This window comes from Microbulbifer sp. MKSA007 (assembly GCA_032615215.1).
Taxonomy (GTDB): domain Bacteria; phylum Pseudomonadota; class Gammaproteobacteria; order Pseudomonadales; family Cellvibrionaceae; genus Microbulbifer.
Map to the genome: position 1 here is coordinate 4,419,811 of CP128433.1, position 24,402 is coordinate 4,444,212.

Here is a 24,402-nt window from a genome sequence, read left to right on the forward strand (position 1 = left end):
CAAAACCCCTTTATTACTAAAAATAAAATTGGCATAGAGATTGAATGTATTTAATTACCAACAAATTATTCCCCCATTACGAGGCAACGGCGCCTGTACTCTTCGGCAGAAGAGGAGACGCCCTTGCCATTTCAGACGGGCCCTCTTCCTGCCGGATAAAACGAATTGAGACGGCAGGATTGTAAATGAAGGCAAATGTTAAACCTCAAAAGCTGATTGTGATTGGCAACGGTATGGTCGGGCACCATTTCCTGGAACAGCTCGCCAACCATCAATACGCCAACCAGTTTGATATCACCATATTCTGTGCAGAGCCCCGTCCCGCTTATGACCGGGTCCACCTTTCCGAATACTTTGCCGGGCGCACAGCTGAAGACCTGTCCATGGGAGACCTGGAGCAGTATCAGCAGTGGGGTTTTAATATCCTGCTCAATGACAAGGTGGTGCAAATTGATCGGGACAATAAAACAATTACTGCGGCAAGTGGAGCCTGCCACTCTTACGATCAATTAATACTCGCCACTGGCTCCTACCCATTTGTCCCACCAATACCCGGACACCAACACCAGCACTGCTTTGTATATCGAACCCTGGAAGATCTCGATTCCATTCGCTCGATTGCCGCCAGTGCAAAAAGTGGTGTAGTTGTCGGCGGTGGCCTACTGGGCCTGGAAGCTGCCAATGCCCTTAAAGCCCTGGGACTTGAAGCCCACGTTGTCGAGTTCGCCCCAGGCCTTATGGCCACTCAGTTGGATGAAGGTGGTTCAGCCCTATTAAGATCAAAAATTGAAGCACTCGGGGTTCAGGTACACACCAGTACTGCCACTGAATTGATTGAAGAAGTAGACGGCCGCCTGCGTATGCAGTTCAAGGGAGATAAAGAACTGCTTACCGATATGATTGTTTTCTCCGCAGGCATTCGCCCCCAGGATGAACTGGCAAAATCCAGCGGGCTGGAAATTGGCGAACGCGGCGGGATCGTAATTGACAGCAACTGCCGTACTTCAGACCCGAATATTTTCGCTATCGGCGAATGCGCGCTTTACGATCAGAAAATTTTTGGCCTGGTCGCTCCCGGTTACAGCATGGCGCGTACTGCTGTCGCTCAACTGACCGGTGGAGAGGAAAGTTTTAACGGTGCTGACATGAGCACCAAGCTGAAACTCCTGGGCGTACAGGTCGGTTCTATTGGCGATGCCCATGGTCGCACCAACGGCGCTGCCGCTATTACTTTTGTAGACGAGCAGAGCGGTGTTTACAAACGTATGATCACCGATAGCGAGGGAAAAAAGCTCCTGGGCGCGGTAATGGTAGGAGATACGGATGACTACGATACCCTGCTGCAATATCACCTCAACGATATTGATCTGCCCGAACACCCGGAACAATTAATTTTACCGGCAACCGATGGCGCCACTCCCGGGCTGGGTGCTGCTACACTTCCCGCGTCGGCTACCGTGTGTTCCTGCCACAATGTAAGTAAAGGCCAGATTATCGACGCCGTTGCCGGTGGCTGCCACTCACTGGCTGATGTCAAGGATGCAACAAAAGCATCTACAGGCTGCGGTGGTTGTGCTGGGCTACTGAAAAATATTGTCGATGAAGAGCTAGCGGCGCTCGGCATGGAAGTGAACAATCACTTATGCGTGCACTTCCCCTTCTCCCGCCAGGAGTTATTCCACATTATCCAGGTGGAAGAAATAAAAACCTTTAGTGAATTATTAAGCAAACACGGTTCAGGGCGCGGCTGTGAAATTTGTAAACCTGCAGCCGCATCCATATTTGCCTCCCTGTGGAATGAACATATTCTGGAGCAGACTCATGTCGGCTTACAGGACACCAACGATACTTTTATGGCGAATATGCAGAAAAACGGCAGCTATTCTGTAGTTCCGCGTATTCCCGGCGGCGAGATCACACCGGAAAAATTAATAGTGATCGGCGAAGTGGCCAAACGCTACGACCTTTATACAAAAATTACTGGCGGCCAGCGTATCGACTTGTTTGGCGCGCGCCTGGAGCAGCTACCGGAAATTTGGCGAGAGCTGATTGATGCCGGATTTGAAACCGGCCATGCCTACGGCAAATCCCTGCGCACGGTTAAGTCCTGTGTTGGTAGCACCTGGTGTCGCTTTGGGGTTCAGGACAGCGTTTCAATGGCCCTTCAAGTAGAGAACCGCTACAAGGGATTGCGCTCTCCACACAAAATAAAAATGGCTGTCTCCGGCTGTACCCGTGAATGCGCTGAGGCTCAAAGCAAAGATGTCGGGGTTATCGCCACTGAAAAAGGTTGGAATCTATTTGTTTGTGGCAACGGCGGCATGCGCCCCCGCCATGCAGATTTGTTCGCCACTGACCTGGATGACGAAACCCTTATCCGCTATATCGACCGTTTCCTGATGTTCTATGTGCGCACCGCCGATAAATTACAGCGCACATCTGTGTGGCTGGAAAATCTTGACGGCGGCCTGGATTACCTGCGCGAAGTCATTATCGATGACAAGCTGGGGATTTGTGCCGAGCTGGAAGCCCAGATGGCCCGGGTAGTAGACACCTACCAATGCGAATGGAAAACAGCCATTAACGATCCGGAAAAACTCAAGCGCTTCCGTCAATTCGTTAATAGCAACGAAACCGACGAAAAGATTGTTTTCGTTAAAGAGCGCGGGCAACCGCGTCCGGCGACCACTGACGAGCTAGTGGAAACAGCCGAATCCGCCTAAAGCTTCTCCCGGCGGCGCAAGCCGCCAGTTATACCTTTATTAATAAATTGCTTTTGAATCCTTTCCATCCATTGTGAGGAAATTATTATGAGCCTGGCTGCCCTGCAAGAAACTCCCTCAAATTCAGTTGCCATAACCCACCCCCAATGGTCTCCAATCTGTCAGCGATCAGATTTGGTCACCAACTCTGGGGTATGTGCGCTTTGGGGCGATACCTCCGTATACCCAACGAAGGCTTTGAATACAGTGACTAAAACTGTCTATCAAAGAAGCATCGCCCTGTTTTTTTTACCCGACCAGGAACAACAGCTTTATGCCGTTGACAACTGGGACCCAATCGCACAAGCTGGTGTGATTGCAAGAGGAATTATTGCGGAATTGGAAGGGGAATTAACCATTGCTTCCCCAATGTATAAAAACCATTTCCGCCTTAGCGATGGAGTCTGCATGGAAGACAGCGATATCAAGCTTGCCACCTACCCGCTGGCATTTAGTGGGAACACGGTTTACATCGGCAACAATAAGCTACAGTAATGGCAGTACAGGAATTTCTGAGCGCGCACCGCTCCTGCACTACCTGCCCCTATTGTGGTGTCGGTTGTGGGGTTTCGGTTAACAGGGAAGAGCGCGCAAATACTACAGCGATTACTGTTAGTGGCGATTCCCAGCACCCTTCAAATTTCGGCAAATTGTGCGTTAAAGGTTCTGCGCTCGGCGAAACGCTGGGCGAACACGGCCGTCTCCTGCACCCTCGCCTGCGCGGAAAAGATTGTGACTGGGATACTGCGCTCTCTTATATGGCCGATGCCTTTAAGCAGACAATTCGCGACCATGGCCCTGACTCTGTAGCTTTTTATCTGTCCGGTCAGCTTCTCACCGAAGACTACTATGTGGCCAACAAGTTAATGAAGGGATTTATTGGCTCTGCCAATATTGATACCAATTCCCGACTTTGTATGGCCTCTGCGGTGGTGGGATATAAACGCGCATTTGGTGCCGATGCGGTACCCTGTTCCTATGAGGATCTGGAACAGGCTGAACTTATCGTGCTTATCGGTTCCAATGCAGCCTGGACACATCCGATCTTATTCCAGCGAATGCAGGCAGGTGCTGCAAAGCTTGTCGTTATCGACCCCCGTGGCAGCGCTACCAGTGAAATGGCAGATCTTCACCTGGCAATTAAACCCGGCACTGATGCGGCACTATTCAATGGACTACTGCGTTTTCTCAGCCGGCACTATTATCTAGATACCGGCTACATAAAAAATCATACACAGGGATTTGCCGATACCTTAGCTGCGGCTCAAGACTGGTCACCAGAATTAACTGCGGCCACCTGTGGCATATCTATCGAAAAACTATTGGAATTTTTTCAGGCATTTGCAGCAACAGAAAAGACCATTAGTTTTTATTCCATGGGAATCAATCAGTCCAGCAGCGGCACTGATAAAAACAACGCAATCATAAACTGCCATTTAGCCACCGGACGCGTGGGCAAAATTGGTGCAGGACCATTTTCTATTACCGGCCAACCCAACGCGATGGGTGGACGCGAGGTGGGCGGACTTGCCAATACCCTCGCCGCGCATATGGAGTTTAACGAGCAGGATATTGACCGGGTATCACGATTCTGGAATTCCGATCAAATTGCTACCAAGCCGGGAATGAAGGCTGTGGATATGTTCCGCGCGGTAGAAAGCGGAAAAATTAAAGCCATTTGGATTATGGCTACCAACCCCGCCGTCAGTATGCCCGAAGCCGATAGAGTCAAAGCCGCACTACAGAAATGCCCGTTGGTTATTGTCTCCGACTGCATTGCCAATACCGATACCGCTCGCTGTGCCGATTTGCTACTTCCCGCAACGGGCTGGGGAGAAAAAAACGGCACTGTCACCAATGCAGAACGACGTATCTCTCGGCAACGTGGATTTTTATCCCCAGCGGGAGAAGCTCGCCACGACTGGCAAGCCCTGTGCGGACTGGCCCAACATCTGGGTTATGGAGATCAGTTTAATTATTCACACCCCGCCGATATTTTTCGTGAGCACGCCCAGCTTTCCGGCTTCGAAAACCACGGCTCCAGGGCTTTTGATATCTCCGCACTCGCCAATATCAATCGCAGTGAATACGATGCACTGGCCCCGGTACAGTGGCCGGTCAACCAGGAGCATCCAGCCGGGTGCAAACGCTTATTCACCAGTGGACAGTTTTTTACCCCGGACAAACGTGCTCGCTTTATCCCCATAGCGCCGCAGCCTCCGGAACAGCAGATCAGTGGCGAGTATCCTATATGGCTCAATACCGGCCGTATGCGCGACCAGTGGCATACCATGACCCGAACCGGGCGGGTAAGAAAATTACTCGATCACAGCGAACTGCCGGAAATACAAATAAACCCCAAGGATGCCGCTCGCTTCCAGGTTAAAGATGGGGAATTAGTTCGGTTAAACAGCGCCTCATCTAAAATGGTCGGCCGCGCCGCTCTCAACGGCGGGCAAAAAAGAGGGGAGATCTTTGCCCCCATTCACTGGAGTGAAACCTTCTCACAGGATTCCAAGCCCAGTGCCCTGGCGGACTCCAGTATTGATCCCTATTCCGGTCAACCTGAATTCAAACAGGTTCCCGTCAATGTCAGTCCCCTGGCAGCTGAATACTTTGCCACAATGATCTGTGCCGAAGAGACTGCCGATAGAGTATGGGATTGGTTACAGCAGTCCAACGACAGCAGTATCCTGCACTGGTATCGAGTCCCCTTGGAAAATGGCTTTCGCTATGAAATTGCCGCGAACCAACTTATCCACGGGCGGGATCTGGCATCCAAGATAATGAACGACCAGCCCCAATTGTTCTGGCAGGAATTGGTTACCTCTAAAAGTCAGCGCTGGATCGCCTACGATAATAGCTTAAAGCTGCTGATTTTCTCTGGTAGAAACTGGCACCAATTACCCAGCCGACAGCACCTGGAAAACTACCTGGCCACTCCCCTGCCTGAATCACCAGGGCAACTGCTTCATCCCATAAAGCCCGGTGTGAAGATGATTTGTACCTGCCTCCAGGTTTCCCGGCCACAGATAGAGGAGGCCATCGCCCAAGGCATTAACACCGTCGAAGCACTGGGAGAAACCCTTGGCTGCGGTACCAGCTGCGGTTCCTGCAAACCAGAAATTTCCAGCATTATTCGCACAGTTAACGCCTCTGAAGACACATCCATGGAGTCAACTCCGGTAAAGCAAGATCCGGTAGAAATAAGCAGTAATGCCCGAATAAATATGGTTCAGGAATTTATTCCGCAGTAAGGTTTTAAATTCCCCCATGAATAAAAGAACCTCTGCCCGCAAGTGACCAACCTTGACGGCAGAGGCCTCTACCGAGCTATTGAGAACCTTCCGGGACAATCAACCGCTTCTGCAGCTAGCTTTTGCGTTAAATCGCGAGGATGGCAAGCAGCAAGCTGGGTATCACTATCGGCCAAATAATCAATCAGTTTCTGTATAGGACCTTCGGAGACTCCGTTTGAAGGCCTAACTGCATAGGCGGGTAAATTCGGAAGCGGCCAGTCTGGCAATAACTCTTGTACATCATCCTGTGCGCTTATTAAAAATCGAGGTGGTGCCGATAGTCCCAGGCCGCAGCTCGTCAGTCGATAAGCCGCTTCAACGCTGTCGACAGTCGCTACCGGGGTGTAGCTAACTTCATATTCGCCCTGCTGCCGATGTAGAAATTGCCTGTGATTGGGCCGCATTGTCAGCCCAATCCAGGGCCAGACTGCAAGGTCGCGAGGATGACCCGGAAAACCATAGCGATCCAGCATATCGCCACTGGCAATTAACACCCGCTCTAATTCAAATATCTTACGCGCTTTCAAATTGCTGTCAGGCATATTACCCAGGCGAATTGCCAAGTCAAAACCACCGCCAATTACATCCTCGTGCTGGTCGCTGCATTGAAGTTGTAAATGAATACCCAGATCCCGCCGGACAAAGCCCACTATTTTGCTCAGCAAGCGGCTGTGGATCAAAACGGCGGGGATTGCAATTTTAAGCCGACTGATACTGCATTCCTCTCGCGCTTTGTATTCTCCGAGACCATCGGCGTACAAATCCAATATATTCTGTGCCGTTTTATAAATCTTTTCCCCATCTTCGGTCAGGGACAACTTGCGGGTATTGCGATACAAGAGCGCAACGCCAAGACTTTCCTCCAACCTCGCCACATAGGAACTAACGCTGGCGACAGAAATATCCAGTTCCGAAGAAGCGCCTCTAAAAGAGCCGCTTTCCACAACCTTGGCAAACACCAGTAAATAGCGAATATCCTTTAGCACAATAGCAACTCCCTATGAATTCTCTAAAGATACTTCTGGGTCAGCAGGAAAGAATACACCGCTCTTGCGAAGATCTGTGAATATATTGCTGTTAGCACGTAATCGGCACCCAGTCTCATGCAGCACACTCTTCCATACTTACTACTGGGGTGGAAGGAAAGAATACACTGCACTCGAGACACGCAGTGAATACATCCCTGTAAGCTCCTAATCGGCATCCATGCCTCATAGGGTCCCAAGTGCAGTGTATTCTTTCCTTCTCCATTTTTAGTAAGTAAATTTTTATAAACAATATATTTCAGTTTTAAGTATCTAATCATTTTCCTACCAGGCCATTAAAGTCTCCAAACAATTGATAACTGCTAGGAGCAGCGAATGTCACTACTTCTTGCTATGTTTGGGTTTTCCCTGGCTATGTCCATTACACCGGGGCCGGTGAATATGGTTATCATTTCCTCTGGGGTGAATTATGGATTTATCCGCACCTTGCCCTTTGTATCAGGAGCCACAATAGGCTTTACACTGTTACTTGCAGCTATAGGCCTTGGGCTCTATCAGGCAATAGAAATTTATCCCCAGTTACTACGATATGTTGCGATATCAGGATCAATTTATGTGGCCTTTATCGGCTACCAAACAGCGGCTGCACCTACTAATCATGCGGATATTGAGCAGTTACAGAAACCACGCTTTTACCAGGGGTTTTTATTGCAATGGCTCAATCCGAAGGCCTGGATCGCCTGCCTTTCTGGAGTGGCTATTTTCTCCAGCAGCGATAACCACAGCAATTTACTCTCATTCACCCTGATTTACTTTCTGGTTTGCTACATCTCATTAAGTATTTGGGCTATTGCCGGAGATCGGGCTCGCCTATTATTAGAGAGTCAATACCGGCGCAAAATATTTAACAGATCCATGGGGAGCCTTCTGATTATTTGCGCTACCTACCTTCTCTATAGCCAGGCTTTTACAGATTAACTAAAAAATCTCTAACATTTAATTCACTCGACAACTACCTTGGGGTCCACCTAGTCTTAGTAAAAACTAAGCTTGGGCAGCCTATGATTAAGCTCCACCATATTGACCATATTGTATTGCGTGTCCAATCCCTAAAACCCATGCTCGACTTTTACCAAAATATTCTTGGATGCAGCATTGTGCGCCAACGGGACGATATTGGCCTCTACCAACTCCGCGCAGGCACTTGCATGATAGATTTAGTGCCAGTTGATAAAACTATAGGCCAGAGAGGGGGAGCAGCACCAGGAAAGGAAGGGCGGAACCTGGATCATTTTTGCTTCCGGGTTGAACCCTTTAATCCGGAGAGCATCCAGGCCTTTTTAGCGCAGGAACAGGTAAAGTTTTCGCCAGCAGAAGAGCGCTTTGGCGCCGATGGAATTGGCCTGTCAATTTACATCTCAGATCCCGAAGACAATGTGATTGAGCTGAAAGGGCCACCCACTGACAACAACTGAAGTTTGTGCCACGCTTGCGGAGTAGCCGGGCCCTTACCGGTTTCCCAACGACTCTTTCTCGATCAGCCAGGCGACTCACTATGGAAGCGGAAGTAATTGACTACACCGTAAACGGGGATACTTTTTGCGGATATCTCGCATGGGATGAAAATATCAGTGACAAACGGCCGGGGGTTTTACTGGTACACGAATGGTGGGGGCACAATGCCTTTGTTCGCGAGCAGGCGGAGAAACTGGCCAACTGCGGCTACCTCGCTTTTGCAGTGGATATGTTTGGCGCAGGCAAACAGACCGATGATCCACAAGAGGCACAACAGTTCAGGGATGAAGCCCTGAAGGACCCGGTGGTCCTTGAAGCGCGCTTCCGCACAGCATTATCACTGCTCCAGCAGCGGCCCCAGGCAGACTCGGACCAGGTCGCAGCACAGGGCTATTGTTTTGGCGGCGGAGTCGTACTCGCTATGGCTCGAGTCGGCGTGGACTTGCGCGGCGTAGTCAGTTACCACGGGGCACTGGCAAGAAGTACGCCCGCACAAAACAAACCTATTAATGCTGAAATACAGGTCTACACCGGCGGCGCCGATGTGATGGTTCCACCGGACCAGGTCGGCCAGTTTGTTACTGAGATGCAGGAATCCAAAGCCAAATTAACTCTGGTCAGTTACCCGGGGGTTCTACATGGATTTACCAACCCCTGTGCAACAGACCGGGGAGAAAAGTTCGGCCTGCCGCTGGCCTATAACCGTGAAGCCGCTGAGGACGCTTGGCGGGGAACACTGGCATTTTACGAGAAGATTTTCTCCTGAAGTGAACGCCGGAAAACTGCTAGCAACCTTTTAGCTCGATAAAAGTACGCCTTGGGAGTTGGTAGCAGTACTCGTGTATTGCTACTACTTTCCTACTCGGTCAAATCCAAATAGCGAGCTCCCCCTCCCTGCTCCGCAGCTTCATCCCCGGGATTCCGTAAAGGGCATTTCTGCATAGACAAACAACCACAGCCAATACATCCCTCAAGATCATCGCGCAACTTGGTTAACTGCTGGATACGCTGATCCAACTCTTCACGCCAGTGAGAAGAGAGTGATGACCAATCCCCCGCATTGGGCGTGCGTTTATTGGGAAGCTCCCCGAAAGCCTCGCGTATTTCCGACAGTGGAATCCCGGTGCTCTGGGCCACCTTGATAATGGCCACTCGGCGCAACACATCCCGCGAGTAACGCCTTTGATTTCCCGAGGTCCGCCAGCTGGCAATCAGGCCTTTGCTTTCATAGAAATGCAGGGCGCTGACTGCCACGCCGCTGCGCTCGGCCACCTCGCCAACAGTCAGCTCCCGCTTGATTTGCTTTGACTTTACCGCTCCTTTTTCGGCCGATTCTTCAGCTGCCATAAAAATGCCCACCAACCATTGACCTAAACATTAGTTGAGGTTTTACACTGCTGCGCAACCTAATGCAAGCGAGGGAGAAAAGTGATGGAAAAGCACCAAGCAAACGGCGTTGCGCAACCAGTCGGTCAAGCCAACCCAAACCTGTTCTTACTACTAGTGGCAGCTGCAAGCCTGAACCCCAAATTTGCTACTGAAATACGCGAGTCTGGAGATACCGCGAAGAGAAACCCAGGGACCTAGAAGCAGCGACTAATAATCATGAAGCACACGACCAGCGGGATACCGTCTCAGAGCCGTATCACATTACTGTGCTTGGCAGCACTCACTATCATGTCGGGGGCCACTGTAGCCCCGTCACTACCTGCACTGCAGCAGTATTTCTCAGGGACACCCAATAGTGATTTGTGGAGCCGACTGGTAGTGACCCTGCCCGCTTTGAGCATCGCCCTCTGCGCTCCATTAGCAGGCTGGATTGCTGATCGCCATGGCCGCCTGCAATTATTGAAAGCAGCCCTGGTACTCTATGGACTATCCGGTCTACTAGCCCTATTTCAGGATAGTCTCGCAGGTATCCTGACTAGCCGCTTACTATTGGGAGTTGCCGTGGCCGGAACAATGACCTCGGTAACAGCCCTGGTGGGGGATTATTTCAGCCGGGAGCAACGCCTAACTTATTTGAGCCAGCAGAGTACTTTTATCAGTATCGGTGGGGTCGTATTTCTAACCCTGGGCGGACTACTGGCCAGCTTACATTGGCGCGCCCCCTTCGCAATTTACTTGTTGGCCTTACTACTAGTTCCAGCAGTTAAAATTTTCCTTTGGGAGCCCATGCGAGTAAGGCCTTTCAAGCACAGAGACCCCAAAAAAGAAAAGCAGGATAACCCGCTTGCATTTTATGCACTACTGGCGGCGGCAACTTTAAATAGCCTGGCTTTTACCCTGATTCCAACTCAGATCCCTTTTTACTTGCGCGAGATAGAAATCTCCTCACCCAGCCTTATTGCTATGGCTATCGCCTCCAGTAATGTTATGGGAGCCATCGCCTCATTATTGATTTACCGGCGAGCCCGGAATCGACTGGGAGTGCTCGGCGTTTTTGTCGCAAGCTTTACTATTATGGCCGCCAGCTTTGGGCTGCTCGCCGGCGCTGAAAACCTGACGGAAATAGTTGCTTTTATTGCCCTCTACGGACTTGGAATGGGTACCCTGATACCACATATCTTTTCTACGGCTCTCGAATCTGCTCCGGAGTCAAAAAGAGGGAAAACTGCGGGATTTCTGACGACTGGAATTTTTCTTGGGCAATTTATTTCGCCTTTCATCAGCCAGCCCTGGATTGATAAAATGGGATATTCCAGTGCATTCTCATCCATGGCTTTAATTTTGATGTTCGCCGCCTCCAGCGCAGCTTTGATATACATCATTAAAATTAAAAAGAATTCTCATTGGCATATACTTCCGGGCTGGGATCGGGAAACTGATCCGACAGGAAAGGTATTCCTCCTTTCTGCCCGATAAATCCACCTGACAACACACAGCCAAAGCCGTACGGTAATTTTGGCAAGGAGAAAAAGTGGAATCGATTATTTCCATCAAAGGCTTGGGAAAAACCTATGCCGAGGGGTTTACCGCCCTGAAGAATATCGACCTGGAAATTCAGCGGGGAGAACTCTTTGCCTTGCTCGGCCCCAATGGCGCGGGCAAGACAACCATGATCAGTATTATCTGCGGCATCGTAAATCCAAGCTGCGGTGAGGTCACTGTCAATGGTTACAATATTCAGCGGGACTATCGCAATGCCCGCAATGAGATTGGTCTGGTGCCCCAGGAGATATCCACCGATGCCTTTGAAACCGTTTGGGCGGCAGTGAAATTCAGCCGCGGTCTATTCGGCAAGGCTCCCAATCCCGCCTATCTGGAGAAAATTCTACGGCAGCTATCCCTATGGGAGAAAAAAGATAACAAAATTATTACACTTTCAGGAGGAATGAAGCGCCGACTGATGATCGCCAAAGCGCTATCCCACGAGCCCAATGTGCTCTTCCTCGACGAACCCACCGCCGGGGTCGATGTGGAGCTACGCCAGGATATGTGGCAAATGGTGCGCGAACTGAAAGAGTCGGGAGTAACCGTTATCCTCACCACCCACTATATCGAAGAGGCCGAGGAAATGGCCGATCGTGTCGGTGTTATCAATCACGGCCAACTGGTTCTGGTTGAGGAGAAAAATGCACTGATGAAGAAAATGGGGGAGAAAGAACTCAGCCTGCAACTGCCCACACCACTGCAACAAATTCCAGAGAGTCTCGCTGACCTGCCACTCAGTCTCAGCAGCGATGGCAGCCAGCTGGTTTATCGCTTTGATATCAAAAGCGAAGACACTGGTCTTGCGGAATTTCTGCGCCGTTTAAATGCCGCCAATATTGAATTCCGCGATTTACACACCCGGGAAAGCTCCCTGGAGGAAATTTTCGTCAACTTGGTTCACGGTGCCCGCCTTGAACGGGAAGAGCAGCTCAGCAAGGAGGCACAGGCATGAATTGGTATGGAATTGGCGCCATCTATAAGTTTGAGATGGCCCGCACCTGGCGTACCCTGATGCAGAGCATCGCCTCACCGGTGCTCTCCACATCTCTCTATTTTATTGTGTTTGGTGCGGCGATTGGATCGCGTATGGGGGATATCGACGGAGTCAGTTATGGGGCCTTTATTATTCCAGGATTGGTAATGCTGGCGCTGCTCAGCGAGAGTATTTCCAACGCCTCTTTCGGAATATTTTTCCCTAAGTTTTCCGGCACCATTTATGAAGTACTGTCCGCTCCCATATCCTCCTTCGAAATCGTCACCGGATATGTGGGTGCCGCAGCGACAAAGTCCATTTTATTGGGGCTGTTGATATTGCTGACCGCTCGCTTTTTTGTGGATTACGAAATTGTCCACCCCTGGTGGATGCTGACATTCCTGGCGCTGACTGCCGTCACTTTTAGCCTGTTCGGATTTATTATCGGAGTTTGGGCCGATGACTTTCAGAAGCTGCAAGTTATTCCGCTGATGATTATTACGCCGCTCACTTTTCTCGGCGGTGCATTTTATTCGATCAGTATGCTGCCGGAAATGTGGCAAAAAATTACCTTGTTCAACCCAGTAGTTTATTTGATCAGCGGCTTCCGCTGGGCTTTTTACGGCGTAGCCGATGTTAACCTGGGGCTGAGTATCGGCATGACTTTGCTCTTTCTGGTGCTGTGCCTCACCACCGTCTGGTGGATTTTCCGCACCGGATACCGCATCAAAACCTGATTCCTCCCCCACGCCGCTGTGCCAACCTTAGTAAAGGCGGTACAGCGGTGGACTTGGCATGATGGAGGAATATCACGAAGGGGGCTGCGTTTGCGGGCAACTGCGCTTTCGCGCCCACGGCTCCCCTCGCCGGGTCAGCCTGTGCTCTTGTCAGTGGTGCAGAAAGCGCAGCGGTAGCCCCATCGGCTTATCGGTCTACTTCAATAGCCTTTCTTCAGGGCCATTTGCAAACCCACATTCTTTACTCCGATGCCTGTCGCTGGATAAAGAGCCAGTTCTGCCCCGATTGCGGCAGCACGCTCACCTGGACACTGGAATTCCTACCCGAATATCGGGGCTTCGGCGGCGGCGCCTTTGATGCACCGGAGTTTATTTATCCCGAGCGCTATGTTTACAGCCGCAACAAACCTGAGTGGCTCCAGGTAGCCACTGATATTGTCCTGTGCCCCGCGATGGCGGAGCAGCCCAAGAATACAGGCAATAATCCCGGCGCTAGTGGTGGGCACACATAAAGGTTCTCACCGCCTTTTGTACGCGTTCACGGCGCTCTTCCTGTGTCGACATTTGTCGGCAACCGATCAAGACCTGCATATGGTGGCAACCCAGCAACAAGCCGATAAAATCTTCCGCCGCTACGGCGGGATTATCCACCTTCAACATCTGTAACTGATTGGCTCTGCGCAGTAGCTGCTCTATCTCCCCCAAAATCCGCTGGGGACCTGCGTCAAAAAATAGCTGGGCCATTTCCGACTCCTGGGATGCCAGGGCACACAAAAGGCGTAACAGACGTACGCTATCCTCGCTCTCCACCATCCCCATAAAAGCGTCGCCAATACGCTCCAGGACCTGCTCTACCGATTCCCCCTCTTCTAAAGCAAAGATGGGCAGGGGCATCATCATTTCGCAGCGAGAGGCAATCGCGGCGCTAAAGAGCGTCTCCTTATCGGAGAAGTGGCTGTAGACCGTAAGTTTGGATACTCCCGCAGCCGAGGCCACCGCATCCACGCTGGTAGCGGCAAAACCGTGGGATAAAAACAGGTCCCGGGCGGCATCCAGAATGGCTTGGCGTTTCACCGGATCCTTGGGGCGACCGCGCTGGGCGGCCGTCTGGGTCTGCTCAGACATAGCTCTCCATATACTAGACTCGTTAGTTCATTAAATATACTATACTCGCCAGTATAACATTGATGGCCGCCCGGCCATGCTTGACCCAGTCACGGATCTGCCTCGACGCGCCAGCGCCGGGGAAGGAAGCCAATATGTACCGAATGCTAATCCTCGCTGCGCTCTCACTCAGCCTTTTGCTGAGCGCTTGTGCCCCCTCTGAATCTCAGGAACAAGAAACCAAACCGCGGCCCGCTGTTATGGTGCGCCCCACCCTGGCCAGCGCCCAAACCGATGTCTATCCCGGTGAGGTAAGAGCCCGCTTCGAGCCGGCACTGGCCTTCCGTATCGGCGGGAAAATCCAGCGGCGCCTGGTAAATGTCGGCGACCGTGTGGAGCAGGGCCAGCCCCTGGCAGAACTGGATACTGAAGACCTGCTGCTACAACTGGATTCAGCCCGCGCCAGCCATACTTCCGCCGAGGCAGACCAGCGCCTGGCTAGCAGTGAACTCTCGCGCCACCGCAAGCTATTGGAAAAGCAGCTGGTGAGCCTATCCCAGTTCGATACCGTAGAAACCCAATTCGAAGCCAGCGAAGCGCGACTACAGCAGGCCAAGGCACAGCTGGATGTTGCCCGCAACCAGGCTGCCTACGCCGTACTCAAGGCGCCGGAAAGTGGCGTGATCGCCCGCCGCATGGCCGAGGCCGGCCAGGTCGTTGCCGCAGGACAAGGCATTTTTGAGCTGGCAGCCGATGGTGAACGGGAAGTGCGTATCGACCTGCCGGAACAATCCATCAGCCGCTTTAAAGTGGGCCAACCGCTAACTGTCGAACTCTGGTCCCAACCGGGCCAATCTTTCCCCGCACGCATCCGCGAACTATCGCCGGCAGCCGATCCCATATCCCGCACCTTTGAAGCCAGGGTCGCTTTCGAAAATAAAGTGAGCGGTGTAGAAATCGGCCAGAGTGCACGGGCATTTGTCCCCAGGGCGGAAAAAACTGATGTACTGCAAGTTCCGATGTCAGCAGTCAGTGCTGACGATGGCGCCGCATTTGTATGGGTATTAAATCCAGAGACAAAAACGCTGCATAAAACCCCGGTCAGCCTGGGCCCCTACGGTGAGGAATTTGTCTCGGTATTTTCCGGGTTGGAACGCAATGACTGGGTCGTGGCCGCAGGTACCCATTTGTTGCAGGAAGGTATGGTGGTGCGCCCTGTGGACCGTATGAACCGCCCCATCGAACAGGGGCCGTCTCTCGCCCATCAGGAATAAATTAAAGACGCGGGAACAATAACGCCTGCCCGCGAAAATTAATTCCCAATAAAGCCTCGATAACAATTTCCAAAGTGCGGCCGCGAAAAGCAGAGCCGCCCTTGAAACAGAGAAACTGCCATGGGTTTTAACCTCTCCGAGTGGGCCTTAAAAAACCGCCCGCTGGTGCTTTACGCAATGATCGTCCTGGGACTGCTGGGAACCTTTTCCTATACCCAATTGGGGCAAAGTGAAGATCCACCCTTTACCTTTAAGGTGATGGTGATCAACACCGTCTGGCCCGGCGCCAGTGCCGAAGATGTGTCCCGCCAGATTACCGAACGGGTAGAAAAGAAATTACTGGAGACCGGCGATTACCAGCGTATCTCCTCTTTTTCGCGTCCGGGGCAATCCCAGGTATTGTTTGTTGCCCGGGACGATATGCACTCCCGTGACATTCCCGATCTCTGGTATGAAGTGCGCAAAAAGGTGGGGGATATTCGCCACACCCTGCCGCCGGATATCCAGGGCCCATTTTTTAACGACGAGTTTGGCACCACCTTCGGCAATATTTATGCCCTCACCGGCAGTGGCTTCGATTACGCACTGATGAAGGACTACGCTGAGCGACTGCAACTGGCCCTTCAGCGAGTTAAGGATGTAGGCAAGGTCGAGTTACTGGGATTGCAGGACGAAAAAATTTGGGTGGAGATATCCAATACCAAATTAGCTTCCATGGGCATTCCACTGTCTGCGGTTCAAAACGCCCTGCAAGCGCAAAACCAGGTCACCGATGGCGGCTTTGTGGATACCGTCAGCGACCGGGTGCGCATCCGTGTGAGCGGACAATTCACCTCCGTCAATGAAATACGCCAGTTTCCTATTACCGCAGATGGCCGCACCCAGCGCCTGGGAGATATCGCCCAGGTCCACCGCGGCTTTAGCGATCCGGCCCAGCCCCGCATGCGCTTTATGGGAGAGGATGCCATCGGCCTCGCCGTGTCCATGAAGGAAGGGGGAGATATTTTAAAGTTGGGTAAAGCCCTCGACGAAACCTTTGCCCGACTACAGGAAGATCTGCCCATAGGTATGGAACTGCGCAAGGTCTCCGACCAACCGGCGGCAGTAAAACGCGGCGTCGGCGAATTCCTGCAAGTGCTGGCCGAAGCCCTGGGTATCGTACTGCTGGTGAGTTTTTTCTCCCTCGGCAGCCGCCCGGGATTAATTGTGGCGCTGTCGATCCCATTGGTATTGGCGATGACCTTCGCGCTGATGCACTACTTCAATATCGGACTGCACAAGATCTCGCTGGGGGCACTGGTACTCGCCCTGGGCTTGATGGTGGACGATGCCATTATCGCGGTGGAGATGATGGCGATAAAAATGGAGCAGGGGCTCAGCCGGCTAAAAGCCGCCGGCTTCGCCTGGACCAGTACCGCTTTTCCCATGCTCACCGGTACACTGATTACCGCCGCCGGTTTTTTACCGATTGCCACCGCCCAATCCGGCACCGGTGAATACACCCGATCTATTTTCCAGGTGGTCACCCTGTCGCTAATCGTTTCCTGGATTGCCGCCGTGGTCTTTGTACCCTATCTGGGCCACTACCTGCTGCCAAACCTGGCGCGACACGGCCACGGCGGTGAAGTGGCAGACCCCTACCAGAAACCCTTTTACCAGCGCTTCCGCCGCTTTATTACCTGGTGCCTGCGCAATCGCAAAACAGTGATCGCAGCCACCCTGGCAATTTTTGTCGGCTCGCTCGCTCTGTTCAAACTGGTTCCGCAACAGTTCTTCCCCTCTTCCGGACGCCTCGAATTGATGGTGGACCTGAAGCTGGCCGAAGGTGCCTCGCTGAAATCCACCGAGCACCAGGCCAAAAGGTTGGAAACCCTGCTGGCGCAAAACGATCAGGTAGAAAATTACGTGGCCTATGTGGGCACCGGCTCCCCGCGCTTCTACCTGCCTTTGGACCAGCAGCTGCCCGCTGCCAGTTTCGCCCAGTTTGTTGTGATGACCCGCAGTGTCGAAGAACGCGAGCAAGTGCGCAGCTGGTTGATCAATACGATGAATGAGGAGTTCCCCACCCTGCGCAGCCGTGTGTCCCGCCTCGAGAACGGCCCGCCCGTGGGTTACCCGGTGCAATTCCGCTTGTCCGGCGAACATATTCGCGAAGTGCGCGGATTGGCCCGGGAAGTGGCCGAGCGCCTGCGGGACAATCCACAAGTGACCAACGTGCACCTGGATTGGGAAGAACCCAGTAAATCTATCAACCTCAATATCGACCAGGACCGCGCTCGCGCCATGGGCGTCAACAGTGCAACCTTGTCCCAGGCTCTGCAAAGCTCCTTAACGGGTATCACTGTGAGCCAATACCGGGAGGATAACGAGCTGATCGACGTGCGTGTGCGCGGTAATGAAGACGATCGCTATGCCCTGCGCCAGTTGGGTAACCTCGCGGTACAAACCGACAGCGGCCGCAGTGTACCGTTGAACCAGATTGCCACCCTGGAATACGGTTTTGAGGAAGGTATTATCTGGCACCGGGACCGCCTGCCCACCGTTACCGTGCGCGCTGATATTTATGGGGAAGAGTTACCGGCGACCGTCGTCAATGCCGTGTGGCCTCAGCTTCAATCCATTCGCGATAAATTACCGCCGGGCTACTTGCTGGAAGTGGGTGGTACCGTGGAAGAATCTGCACGGGGGCAAAAATCGGTCAATGCCGGTATGCCGCTATTTGTGCTGGTGGTCTTTACCCTACTAATGCTGCAATTGCGCAGTATGTCCCTATCCACCATGGTATTCCTCACGGCTCCCCTGGGCCTGATCGGCGTTACCCTGTTCCTGCTGTTGTTTGGCAAGCCCTTTGGTTTTGTCGCCATGCTGGGCACCATCGCCCTGGCGGGAATGATTATGCGTAACTCGGTGATTTTGGTGGACCAGATACAGCAGGATATCAGCCAGGGCCTCAGCCCCTGGGATGCAATTGTCGAGTCGACGGTAAGACGCTTCAGGCCGATTGTTTTGACAGCGCTGACTGCGGTATTGGCGATGATTCCACTGTCCCGCAGTGACTTCTTTGGCCCTATGGCGGTCGCCATTATGGGCGGATTGATTGTCGCAACCGGACTCACCCTACTGTTCCTGCCAGCACTCTATGCCGCTTGGTTCCGAGTGCGGGAAGAACACAATGAAGAGGCGGTGGAAAATAGCCCTGAATTTGGCGGGCCCATGACCCCAAATGCCACTACAGATTAAAATCACCGGGTAATCCAACAAAAAAGGCGGCGCAGGCTTTCACTGCGCCGCCTTTTTTATTTCCTAAGATTGTGTCAGGGAGTCGTAAACAATCCCGGTCCAAATATCCGGTGTCATAAAACCCTGGCCATACTGCGCATCAAATTCCGCTGTGGGCTTTGCAGAAATCACTTCCTGCCGGGTTTTACCCTCATCCACCATCGCTTTCACTTTGTCCCTAAGCCCTGCCAGTATATTGCGCTGCTGTTGCAGTTCTGCCCGATTACTGAGAGGACCGTGACCGGGAATAATTTTTGTATCTTCCCCCGCCATTGCCAGAGCGGTGTCCATAGCTGCGATCATGCCATCCACCGAGCCGCCGGAAGAGAGGTCTATAAAGGGATAGTTGCCGTTAAAATAAATATCCCCCATATGAATCACATCGGCTTCGGCAAAATGCACGATGGAGTCACCATCCGTGTGCGCCGGCCCCACATGTTGGACCTTTACCCTATCGCCATTCCAGTAAAAGGTAGTGGCATCGGTAAAGGTTATCACCGGTAATGCTTCTGGGGGAGACGGCTCAACCTTCCGCTTGAACGCCTCAATAAACTGCTCGGTACTTACCCGTTTGCGCACATTCTCGTGAGCCACAATCAGGGCGCCGCTTTTACCCAGGTTTTCATTGCCGCCGGTATGATCTCCATGCCAGTGGGTATTAATGACAAAACGCAAAGGTTGCTTGGCTAACTCAGCTACTGCCTGTTGAATTTTTGCGGTCAAAGGCGCGTATTGGTCATCCACCATAAAGGTGCCGTCCTCTCCCACCAGTACTGCAATATTGCCCCCAGCCCCTTTGAGCATATAAACATTGCCAGACACGGCTTCACTACTAATTTCCACATTGGCAAACCGATCCTGCGCAGAGGTAAAAGATGCAGCCAATACAGAAACCGCCAGGGCGACGAAACCTACTACGTTCTTCATAAGAACTCCCAGTTGTTATTATTTCTTTCCAATATCTTTGGCAACTGATTATTTAGCTCAGGCTGCCTGCTTCAATAAAGTTTCTCGCTGCTGCGCCAACATCTCCAACAGCAGATCCGGTCGGTCAGTCACAATGCCGTGTACGCCCAGATCAATATAGCGCCGGTAATTCTCCATACCATTCACTGTCCATACCGCCAAGTGGACGCTCTTCTTATCAGCGGCTCGCACCATACTTTCAGTAACTACGGGAATACCTTTTTGCTCCATCGGTAGCTGCATCGCGCTATAGCTTGGGCGCAGCAGTTTTTCTGCTCGGAGTAACTGTGCAATATAAAATACCACTGCCTCTACGGTAGGCGTGCCTGTTGCCACTTGCGGACAGAGTCGACGAAACTCATTAATCACCCCTTGGTGAAATGAGGAAACAACGACCTGCTCGCCTTTTCCACACTTTGCCAGCACATCCTTCAACACTTTTGCCGTGCGATACTGGCGGCTTTTAATCTCCAGTATCATTGGCATATCCCCCACCATTGCCAGCGCCTCTTGCAGAGTCTGCACTCGCAGGGGATTTTCTCTATAGGGGTAATGCTCTCCATCTCGGGTCCAGAGATAGGCAACATTTAACTGTCGCAACTGCTCTAGAGTCTTATCTTCTACAAACCCCGCACCATCAGAAAACATTTCCAGCTCCCTGTCGTGAACCAACACTAAATGACCGTCGGCAGTGAGCCACAGATCCACTTCAATAGCATCCACGCCCAGTTGCACCATTTTTTCAAGGTAAATCGCCGTGTTTCCTGGGTAGAGGCCGTTGCCGCAGTCATTACCATGTGCGATCACCATCGGCCCCTCCCCCTGAGGAAACCACAGGGGGCAAGGTTTGCCCGGTGCAGACAGGGCATAAAGAAAAAGGACGACTAGGGCAATTAAAAAGAACGACAACCAAAACATGCTCACCACACTTATTATTTTGTCAGTTTTCAAGCTGGATAGTGTTAGCTTCGATTACGCCTCTTCCACTAATTTGGCAACAGAATCAGTGTCAGCAAACACGGTATTCTTTTTGGACTCTTCTTTCTCCGCCGGTTCTTTAGCCTCACTGCCAGTTCCCTGTTTCTGACGGACATATAAAGCCTGTAACCAGAGGGGAACAAAAATAACGATGTCGTAAAAACGATTAACCAAAACACCTAAGTGCAGTGAAGCCATCGCCAAAAACCGCAGTATTATGGTCATTCCCCGCAGGGATAAGCCCACACCAATACCAATTACCGTTCGCGCTGAACGGATAAACTGCTCCAAAGGAATTGCCAGAAAAGCCAGAATCAAGGGAAGCACAAACCCAAGTCCCATCTGTGCCAGAGGAATTGGCCAAAGCTGCTCAGAACCTAATAACTGCTGTTGCAGAATCAACTCACGTGAGAAAGCCAGGTTTCCACCGACTACAGCCAAAACCAATAAGAGTGCCAAAGCCACTCCCAGCAATAACCTGCGCGTACTCTCACCGAGGGAACCTACCGCAGGAAACATTCGAGTAACCTGCAAGCATTCCATAATCAACAATCCGACAGTGATCTGCAAAAAGATAACCACTGCGGCTGAAATACTGGCGAGACTATAACTGCCAAGTGAAGCTTCAGCGCCCAGTACTGCCGCCATAGGCTGTGCCAGTAACTGAAAATTCACCATAGCGCCAGCTAAAGCAACCACTAATACCAGAGAAGCTGTCAGAAAGCGGCTGAAAGAGGATGAAGACAGCAAGTGAAGGCTTTTATCCGTTTCCTGTAAAATCTCTTCGTAGCGCTCCATATGGCCATCCAGCGCTTTGGCCCGCCGAATAACCGATTCTACATTTTTGTTAATACGTCCCAATGTCGAAAGCATTGCACGCCAACTGGGCAGCATACGTTTTAGTAATTGATGCCTCTCTCGGGTGGACTCACGATAGGACTCCAGAGCTTTGGACTCGGCCTTGCGCATAGACTGATTAATAGTATCGAGAACATCTGCTACCACAGGGTCCTCTTTGCCAGGAATTTCCGAAACAGCTCGAATAGCCCTGGCCCAGTTTGACGGTTCCGGTGCTATTTCAGCACTGCGTACATAGTCTTCATCCAAGCTGCTGAGTTGTTCACAGAGCTTTCTATGTAAGGTTGGATACAGTGCCAAATCCCGATGTACGGTTTGCTCAATACGTTCAAATTCTCTTTCAATCTGGCGCTCTGCCGTGTCCCTGCCTTCGGCAAAAAGTACTTCTCGATTGCGCTCTACCAGTCTTTGTTCTGCGGAATCAATATTACCCGCGATAAAGCGCAACGCCCGATGGCCCAGACGCGCTATTGCATATACGGCGCGATGCACAGGCTCACGGGCCAGGAACAAAACAATCAATCCCAGGATGCCCCAAAGCCAAAGTGGTAAACTTTGCATTAGTTGACTCATCTCTCCCCCCTTCATTATCAGCCCAATTGGCCTCTATCCTAACAGCTGCGGACAGCACATTCGCCCAAAAGTTCACAATTTGTACAGGAGTATGACGACAGCTTTGCCACTAGGATCAGGCCCTAATATTGGAAACACTGGGAAAGCTGATATAGACGCAGGGCCGTTAAGGCGACCCAACAATACGGAACCATACAGGTGACATCATTAAGTTACCTGAAAACAGTTGTTCTTTTACATCAATTTAAGTTTATCCCGTTAGAAATTAAAAAAATAAACGTCTACATCTAGTAGAGAAAATCAACAATAAAGCACAATAGTTGCCAAAGAAAAAAACAGCACCATATGCGAGACACAAAATGCCAAAAAAATAAATTGCACGCATACCTTTCAAAACTTTGACTGAGAAAAACAATACATTTCCAAACTTAAAAACCACATCCAAACCAAACCAAAAATATTCAACCTCCATAAATAAGGCACATTTTTTCCTAAGCCTTACCCCTCCTACGTCTACACTCCAAACTAAATTCTCATTGAGTGAGTGTTTTTCCCTAACACGGCAGAAACAATTTTACGCTGACTCCCACGTCGTCATGGCAGATAACGTGGGGTAATTTTGGGAACCTAAACGACAGGAGTCGATGGAAGGTCAAACTCTTATTTTAAGAGAGATCTATCTGTATCAAGGAGAGGTACGAGGTATATGCCGGTTCTTTTTTTTAGCAACTCCGGCCTTCAAGGCGATCTATTATTTTCACTGTTTTCGCAAGCTATTCCCATACCCTGGGAAAAATCTAGCATTGGAAAACAAAAAAACTGCCTGCAGCATTATCAGGCTATCGTGATAGATTGTTGGCAAATTGGTGTGAGTTCTGACTCAAAGCAGTTTCTTTCAGACCTAAAGAAGATTAGTCATGCAAAAGCTTTACTGATTAATCTCCCAGCCAACCTACCCATTCATATATCGGAAAAGTTACGCCAGAAAGGTTTTCACCTACTTTGTGATAGCAATACCAGTCAGGAAAACCTTATTCACAAATTGGATACCGCGATTCACAGTGCCGAGGGGCGACAACATATCAGCCCACAAAACTCCCTCCCTCTTACCCGCAGGGAACAGGAAATACTCGGACAACTCACTACCGGTGAACCCAACAGTGTGATCGCAACAAAATTGCACCTTAGCGAACACACTGTGAAAAATCACATGTATAACATTTTCCGAAAAATTGGAGTTAAAAACCGGCTGCAGGCCAGTAATTGGGCCAAGCTCAATCTCCAGGAAGAGAGGATATGAGACTAACCCTGTTGATGTTGACACTGTGTGCATCCTTGGCCTTTGGCCAGGATGACACAGAGGTCCCTCCAGCAGATACCGATTCTGGAAAACTCGAAGACGAAATCAGTGGATTCAATATTGATCGAACAATAACCCGTACCGGGCACGATTTTGCCCGCTATATGAGCGAATACAGAAACCTTAATTATCCAGATGCCACTTACAACTTAACTATTTACGAAAGACCCTCAGCACGTTGGGGAAATCTCATCTGGGTTACCTATAACGACAAAATTGTTTTCAGGCGTTTTATCAGTCCAAGCACCAATAATATTCATCGCTTGGCCGATGAGGCCGCGCAATATATTCACCAGGAAGTACTGCAAGCGCGTGTTCGCAGCTCACTCACAGACACCTTTGATTTGGGTAAGGATGAATTCTAATGAAGATCAAATCATTACTGGGTACCGCTTTTTTTCTCTGGCGGCGTTCTCATATCATCACGTCTCGGCCACCGAATTAATCTATGAACCGGTAAACCCCAATTTTGGTGGCAACCCACTCAATGGTACTTACCTTCTGCAAAATGCGCAGTCACAAGATACTCACGAAGATCCGGATAAACCAGACAGCCTCTATGAACAACCCAGTGCTCTGGATAGGTTCAGCGACTCGCTGGAAACCCGCCTGCTAAACCAACTTCTAACCGATGTTGGTGATGGTAATAGTGGAGAACTGATTACAGACGACTTTATCGTACAAATCGTTGATAACGATGGTGTCCTGACAGTACTTATCACCGACCGCAGTACCGGAGATAAAAGCGAAATCGTTGTAAGCGGGCTAAACCCGACAAACTAACGAACGTTTAAATTTCAAAGG

At 51.0% G+C, this 24,402-nt stretch carries 22 protein-coding genes; 16 read left to right on the forward strand and 6 right to left on the reverse strand.

What is annotated here, in order from left to right; all coding sequences use genetic code 11:
- Positions 1-185: 185 nt before the first annotated feature.
- The 3 genes from nirB (at position 186) to QT397_22620 (ending at position 6,019) form a co-directional block, all read left to right on the forward strand.
- The gene (gene nirB, locus QT397_22610) at positions 186-2,723 is read left to right on the forward strand and encodes a nitrite reductase large subunit NirB (protein ID WNZ55608.1); all 2,538 of its coding nucleotides are present in this window, start codon (positions 186-188) and stop codon (positions 2,721-2,723) included.
- Between the two features lie 87 nt (positions 2,724-2,810).
- A complete protein-coding gene (nirD, locus tag QT397_22615) occupies positions 2,811-3,257 on the forward strand; it encodes a nitrite reductase small subunit NirD (protein WNZ55609.1) in 447 nt (148 codons plus the stop codon).
- A complete protein-coding gene (locus QT397_22620) occupies positions 3,257-6,019 on the forward strand; it encodes a nitrate reductase (protein ID WNZ55610.1) in 2,763 nt (920 codons plus the stop codon). Before nirD ends, QT397_22620 begins: the two co-directional genes overlap by 1 nt.
- A gap of 68 nt (positions 6,020-6,087) precedes the next feature.
- Here the strand turns inward: QT397_22620 and QT397_22625 are convergent, their stop codons facing one another.
- Entirely contained in the window at positions 6,088-7,047 is a 960-nt protein-coding gene (locus QT397_22625; protein ID WNZ55611.1) for a LysR family transcriptional regulator, read from the reverse strand.
- 375 nt (positions 7,048-7,422) lie between these two features.
- Here QT397_22625 and QT397_22630 point away from each other — a divergent pair, with 375 nt between their 5' ends.
- The 3 genes from QT397_22630 to QT397_22640 all read left to right on the forward strand — a co-directional run bounded on the left by QT397_22630 (position 7,423) and on the right by QT397_22640 (position 9,328).
- Positions 7,423-8,025: a LysE family translocator gene (locus QT397_22630; GenBank protein WNZ55612.1), complete on the forward strand. Its 603-nt coding sequence runs from the start codon at positions 7,423-7,425 to the stop codon at positions 8,023-8,025.
- 83 nt (positions 8,026-8,108) lie between these two features.
- A complete protein-coding gene (locus QT397_22635; protein WNZ55613.1) occupies positions 8,109-8,522 on the forward strand; it encodes a VOC family protein in 414 nt (137 codons plus the stop codon).
- A gap of 80 nt (positions 8,523-8,602) precedes the next feature.
- Complete coding sequence (locus QT397_22640) at positions 8,603-9,328, forward strand: dienelactone hydrolase family protein (GenBank protein ID WNZ55614.1); 726 nt, start codon at positions 8,603-8,605, stop codon at positions 9,326-9,328.
- A gap of 92 nt (positions 9,329-9,420) precedes the next feature.
- On the opposite strand, the gene soxR is transcribed toward QT397_22640, so the two are convergent.
- Positions 9,421-9,909 (reverse strand): redox-sensitive transcriptional activator SoxR, encoded by a 489-nt coding sequence (gene soxR / locus QT397_22645; protein ID WNZ55615.1) that lies wholly within the window; start codon positions 9,907-9,909, stop codon positions 9,421-9,423.
- Positions 9,910-9,993: 84 nt separating this feature from the next.
- On the opposite strand from soxR, the gene QT397_22650 reads away from it, so the two are divergent.
- The 5 genes from QT397_22650 (at position 9,994) to QT397_22670 (ending at position 13,718) form a co-directional block, all read left to right on the forward strand.
- Entirely contained in the window at positions 9,994-10,149 is a 156-nt protein-coding gene (locus tag QT397_22650; GenBank protein WNZ55616.1) for a hypothetical protein, read from the forward strand.
- A gap of 18 nt (positions 10,150-10,167) precedes the next feature.
- Positions 10,168-11,427, forward strand: a complete 1,260-nt coding sequence (locus QT397_22655; GenBank protein ID WNZ55617.1) for an MFS transporter — start codon at positions 10,168-10,170, stop codon at positions 11,425-11,427.
- 55 nt (positions 11,428-11,482) lie between these two features.
- Positions 11,483-12,448 carry an ABC transporter ATP-binding protein gene (locus QT397_22660; GenBank protein ID WNZ55618.1) on the forward strand — a complete coding sequence of 322 codons (966 nt, stop codon included), beginning with the start codon at positions 11,483-11,485 and terminating at the stop codon, positions 12,446-12,448.
- Positions 12,445-13,206, forward strand: a complete 762-nt coding sequence (locus QT397_22665; protein WNZ55619.1) for an ABC transporter permease — start codon at positions 12,445-12,447, stop codon at positions 13,204-13,206. The genes QT397_22660 and QT397_22665 overlap by 4 nt, the downstream gene beginning before the upstream one ends.
- Before the next feature lie 224 nt (positions 13,207-13,430).
- The gene (locus QT397_22670) at positions 13,431-13,718 is read left to right on the forward strand and encodes a hypothetical protein (GenBank protein WNZ55620.1); all 288 of its coding nucleotides are present in this window, start codon (positions 13,431-13,433) and stop codon (positions 13,716-13,718) included.
- Here the strand turns inward: QT397_22670 and QT397_22675 are convergent.
- Positions 13,699-14,331, reverse strand: coding sequence for a TetR/AcrR family transcriptional regulator (locus tag QT397_22675; protein ID WNZ55621.1), 633 nt, complete (start codon positions 14,329-14,331; stop codon positions 13,699-13,701). The two genes, QT397_22670 and QT397_22675, sit on opposite strands and share 20 nt — an antisense overlap.
- Before the next feature lie 134 nt (positions 14,332-14,465).
- Here QT397_22675 and QT397_22680 point away from each other — a divergent pair, with 134 nt between their 5' ends.
- Positions 14,466-15,584, forward strand: coding sequence for an efflux RND transporter periplasmic adaptor subunit (locus tag QT397_22680; protein WNZ55622.1), 1,119 nt, complete (start codon positions 14,466-14,468; stop codon positions 15,582-15,584).
- Positions 15,585-15,704: 120 nt separating this feature from the next.
- Positions 15,705-18,824 (forward strand): efflux RND transporter permease subunit, encoded by a 3,120-nt coding sequence (locus QT397_22685; protein WNZ55623.1) that lies wholly within the window; start codon positions 15,705-15,707, stop codon positions 18,822-18,824.
- A gap of 63 nt (positions 18,825-18,887) precedes the next feature.
- Here QT397_22685 and QT397_22690 read toward each other — a convergent pair whose 3' ends face one another.
- The 3 genes from QT397_22690 to QT397_22700 form a co-directional block, all read right to left on the reverse strand.
- Positions 18,888-19,790: an MBL fold metallo-hydrolase gene (locus tag QT397_22690; GenBank protein ID WNZ55624.1), complete on the reverse strand. Its 903-nt coding sequence runs from the start codon at positions 19,788-19,790 to the stop codon at positions 18,888-18,890.
- Between the two features lie 57 nt (positions 19,791-19,847).
- Positions 19,848-20,639, reverse strand: coding sequence for a glycerophosphodiester phosphodiesterase (locus QT397_22695; GenBank protein WNZ55625.1), 792 nt, complete (start codon positions 20,637-20,639; stop codon positions 19,848-19,850).
- 162 nt (positions 20,640-20,801) lie between these two features.
- Positions 20,802-22,238, reverse strand: a complete 1,437-nt coding sequence (locus tag QT397_22700) for a hypothetical protein (GenBank protein WNZ55626.1) — start codon at positions 22,236-22,238, stop codon at positions 20,802-20,804.
- An 868-nt stretch (positions 22,239-23,106) separates the two neighbouring features.
- Here QT397_22700 and QT397_22705 point away from each other — a divergent pair.
- Genes QT397_22705 through QT397_22715 form a run of 3 tightly spaced genes read left to right on the forward strand, consistent with a single transcriptional unit; the run spans position 23,107 to position 24,381 of the window.
- Positions 23,107-23,538, forward strand: a complete 432-nt coding sequence (locus tag QT397_22705) for a helix-turn-helix transcriptional regulator (protein ID WNZ55627.1) — start codon at positions 23,107-23,109, stop codon at positions 23,536-23,538.
- Positions 23,535-23,963: a CsgE family curli-type amyloid fiber assembly protein gene (locus QT397_22710; GenBank protein ID WNZ55628.1), complete on the forward strand. Its 429-nt coding sequence runs from the start codon at positions 23,535-23,537 to the stop codon at positions 23,961-23,963. Before QT397_22705 ends, QT397_22710 begins: the two co-directional genes overlap by 4 nt.
- On the forward strand, positions 23,953-24,381 hold the full coding sequence (locus QT397_22715; protein ID WNZ55629.1) for a curli assembly protein CsgF: 429 nt from the start codon (positions 23,953-23,955) through the stop codon (positions 24,379-24,381). The genes QT397_22710 and QT397_22715 overlap by 11 nt, the downstream gene beginning before the upstream one ends.
- The last annotated feature ends 21 nt before the right edge of the window (positions 24,382-24,402 follow it).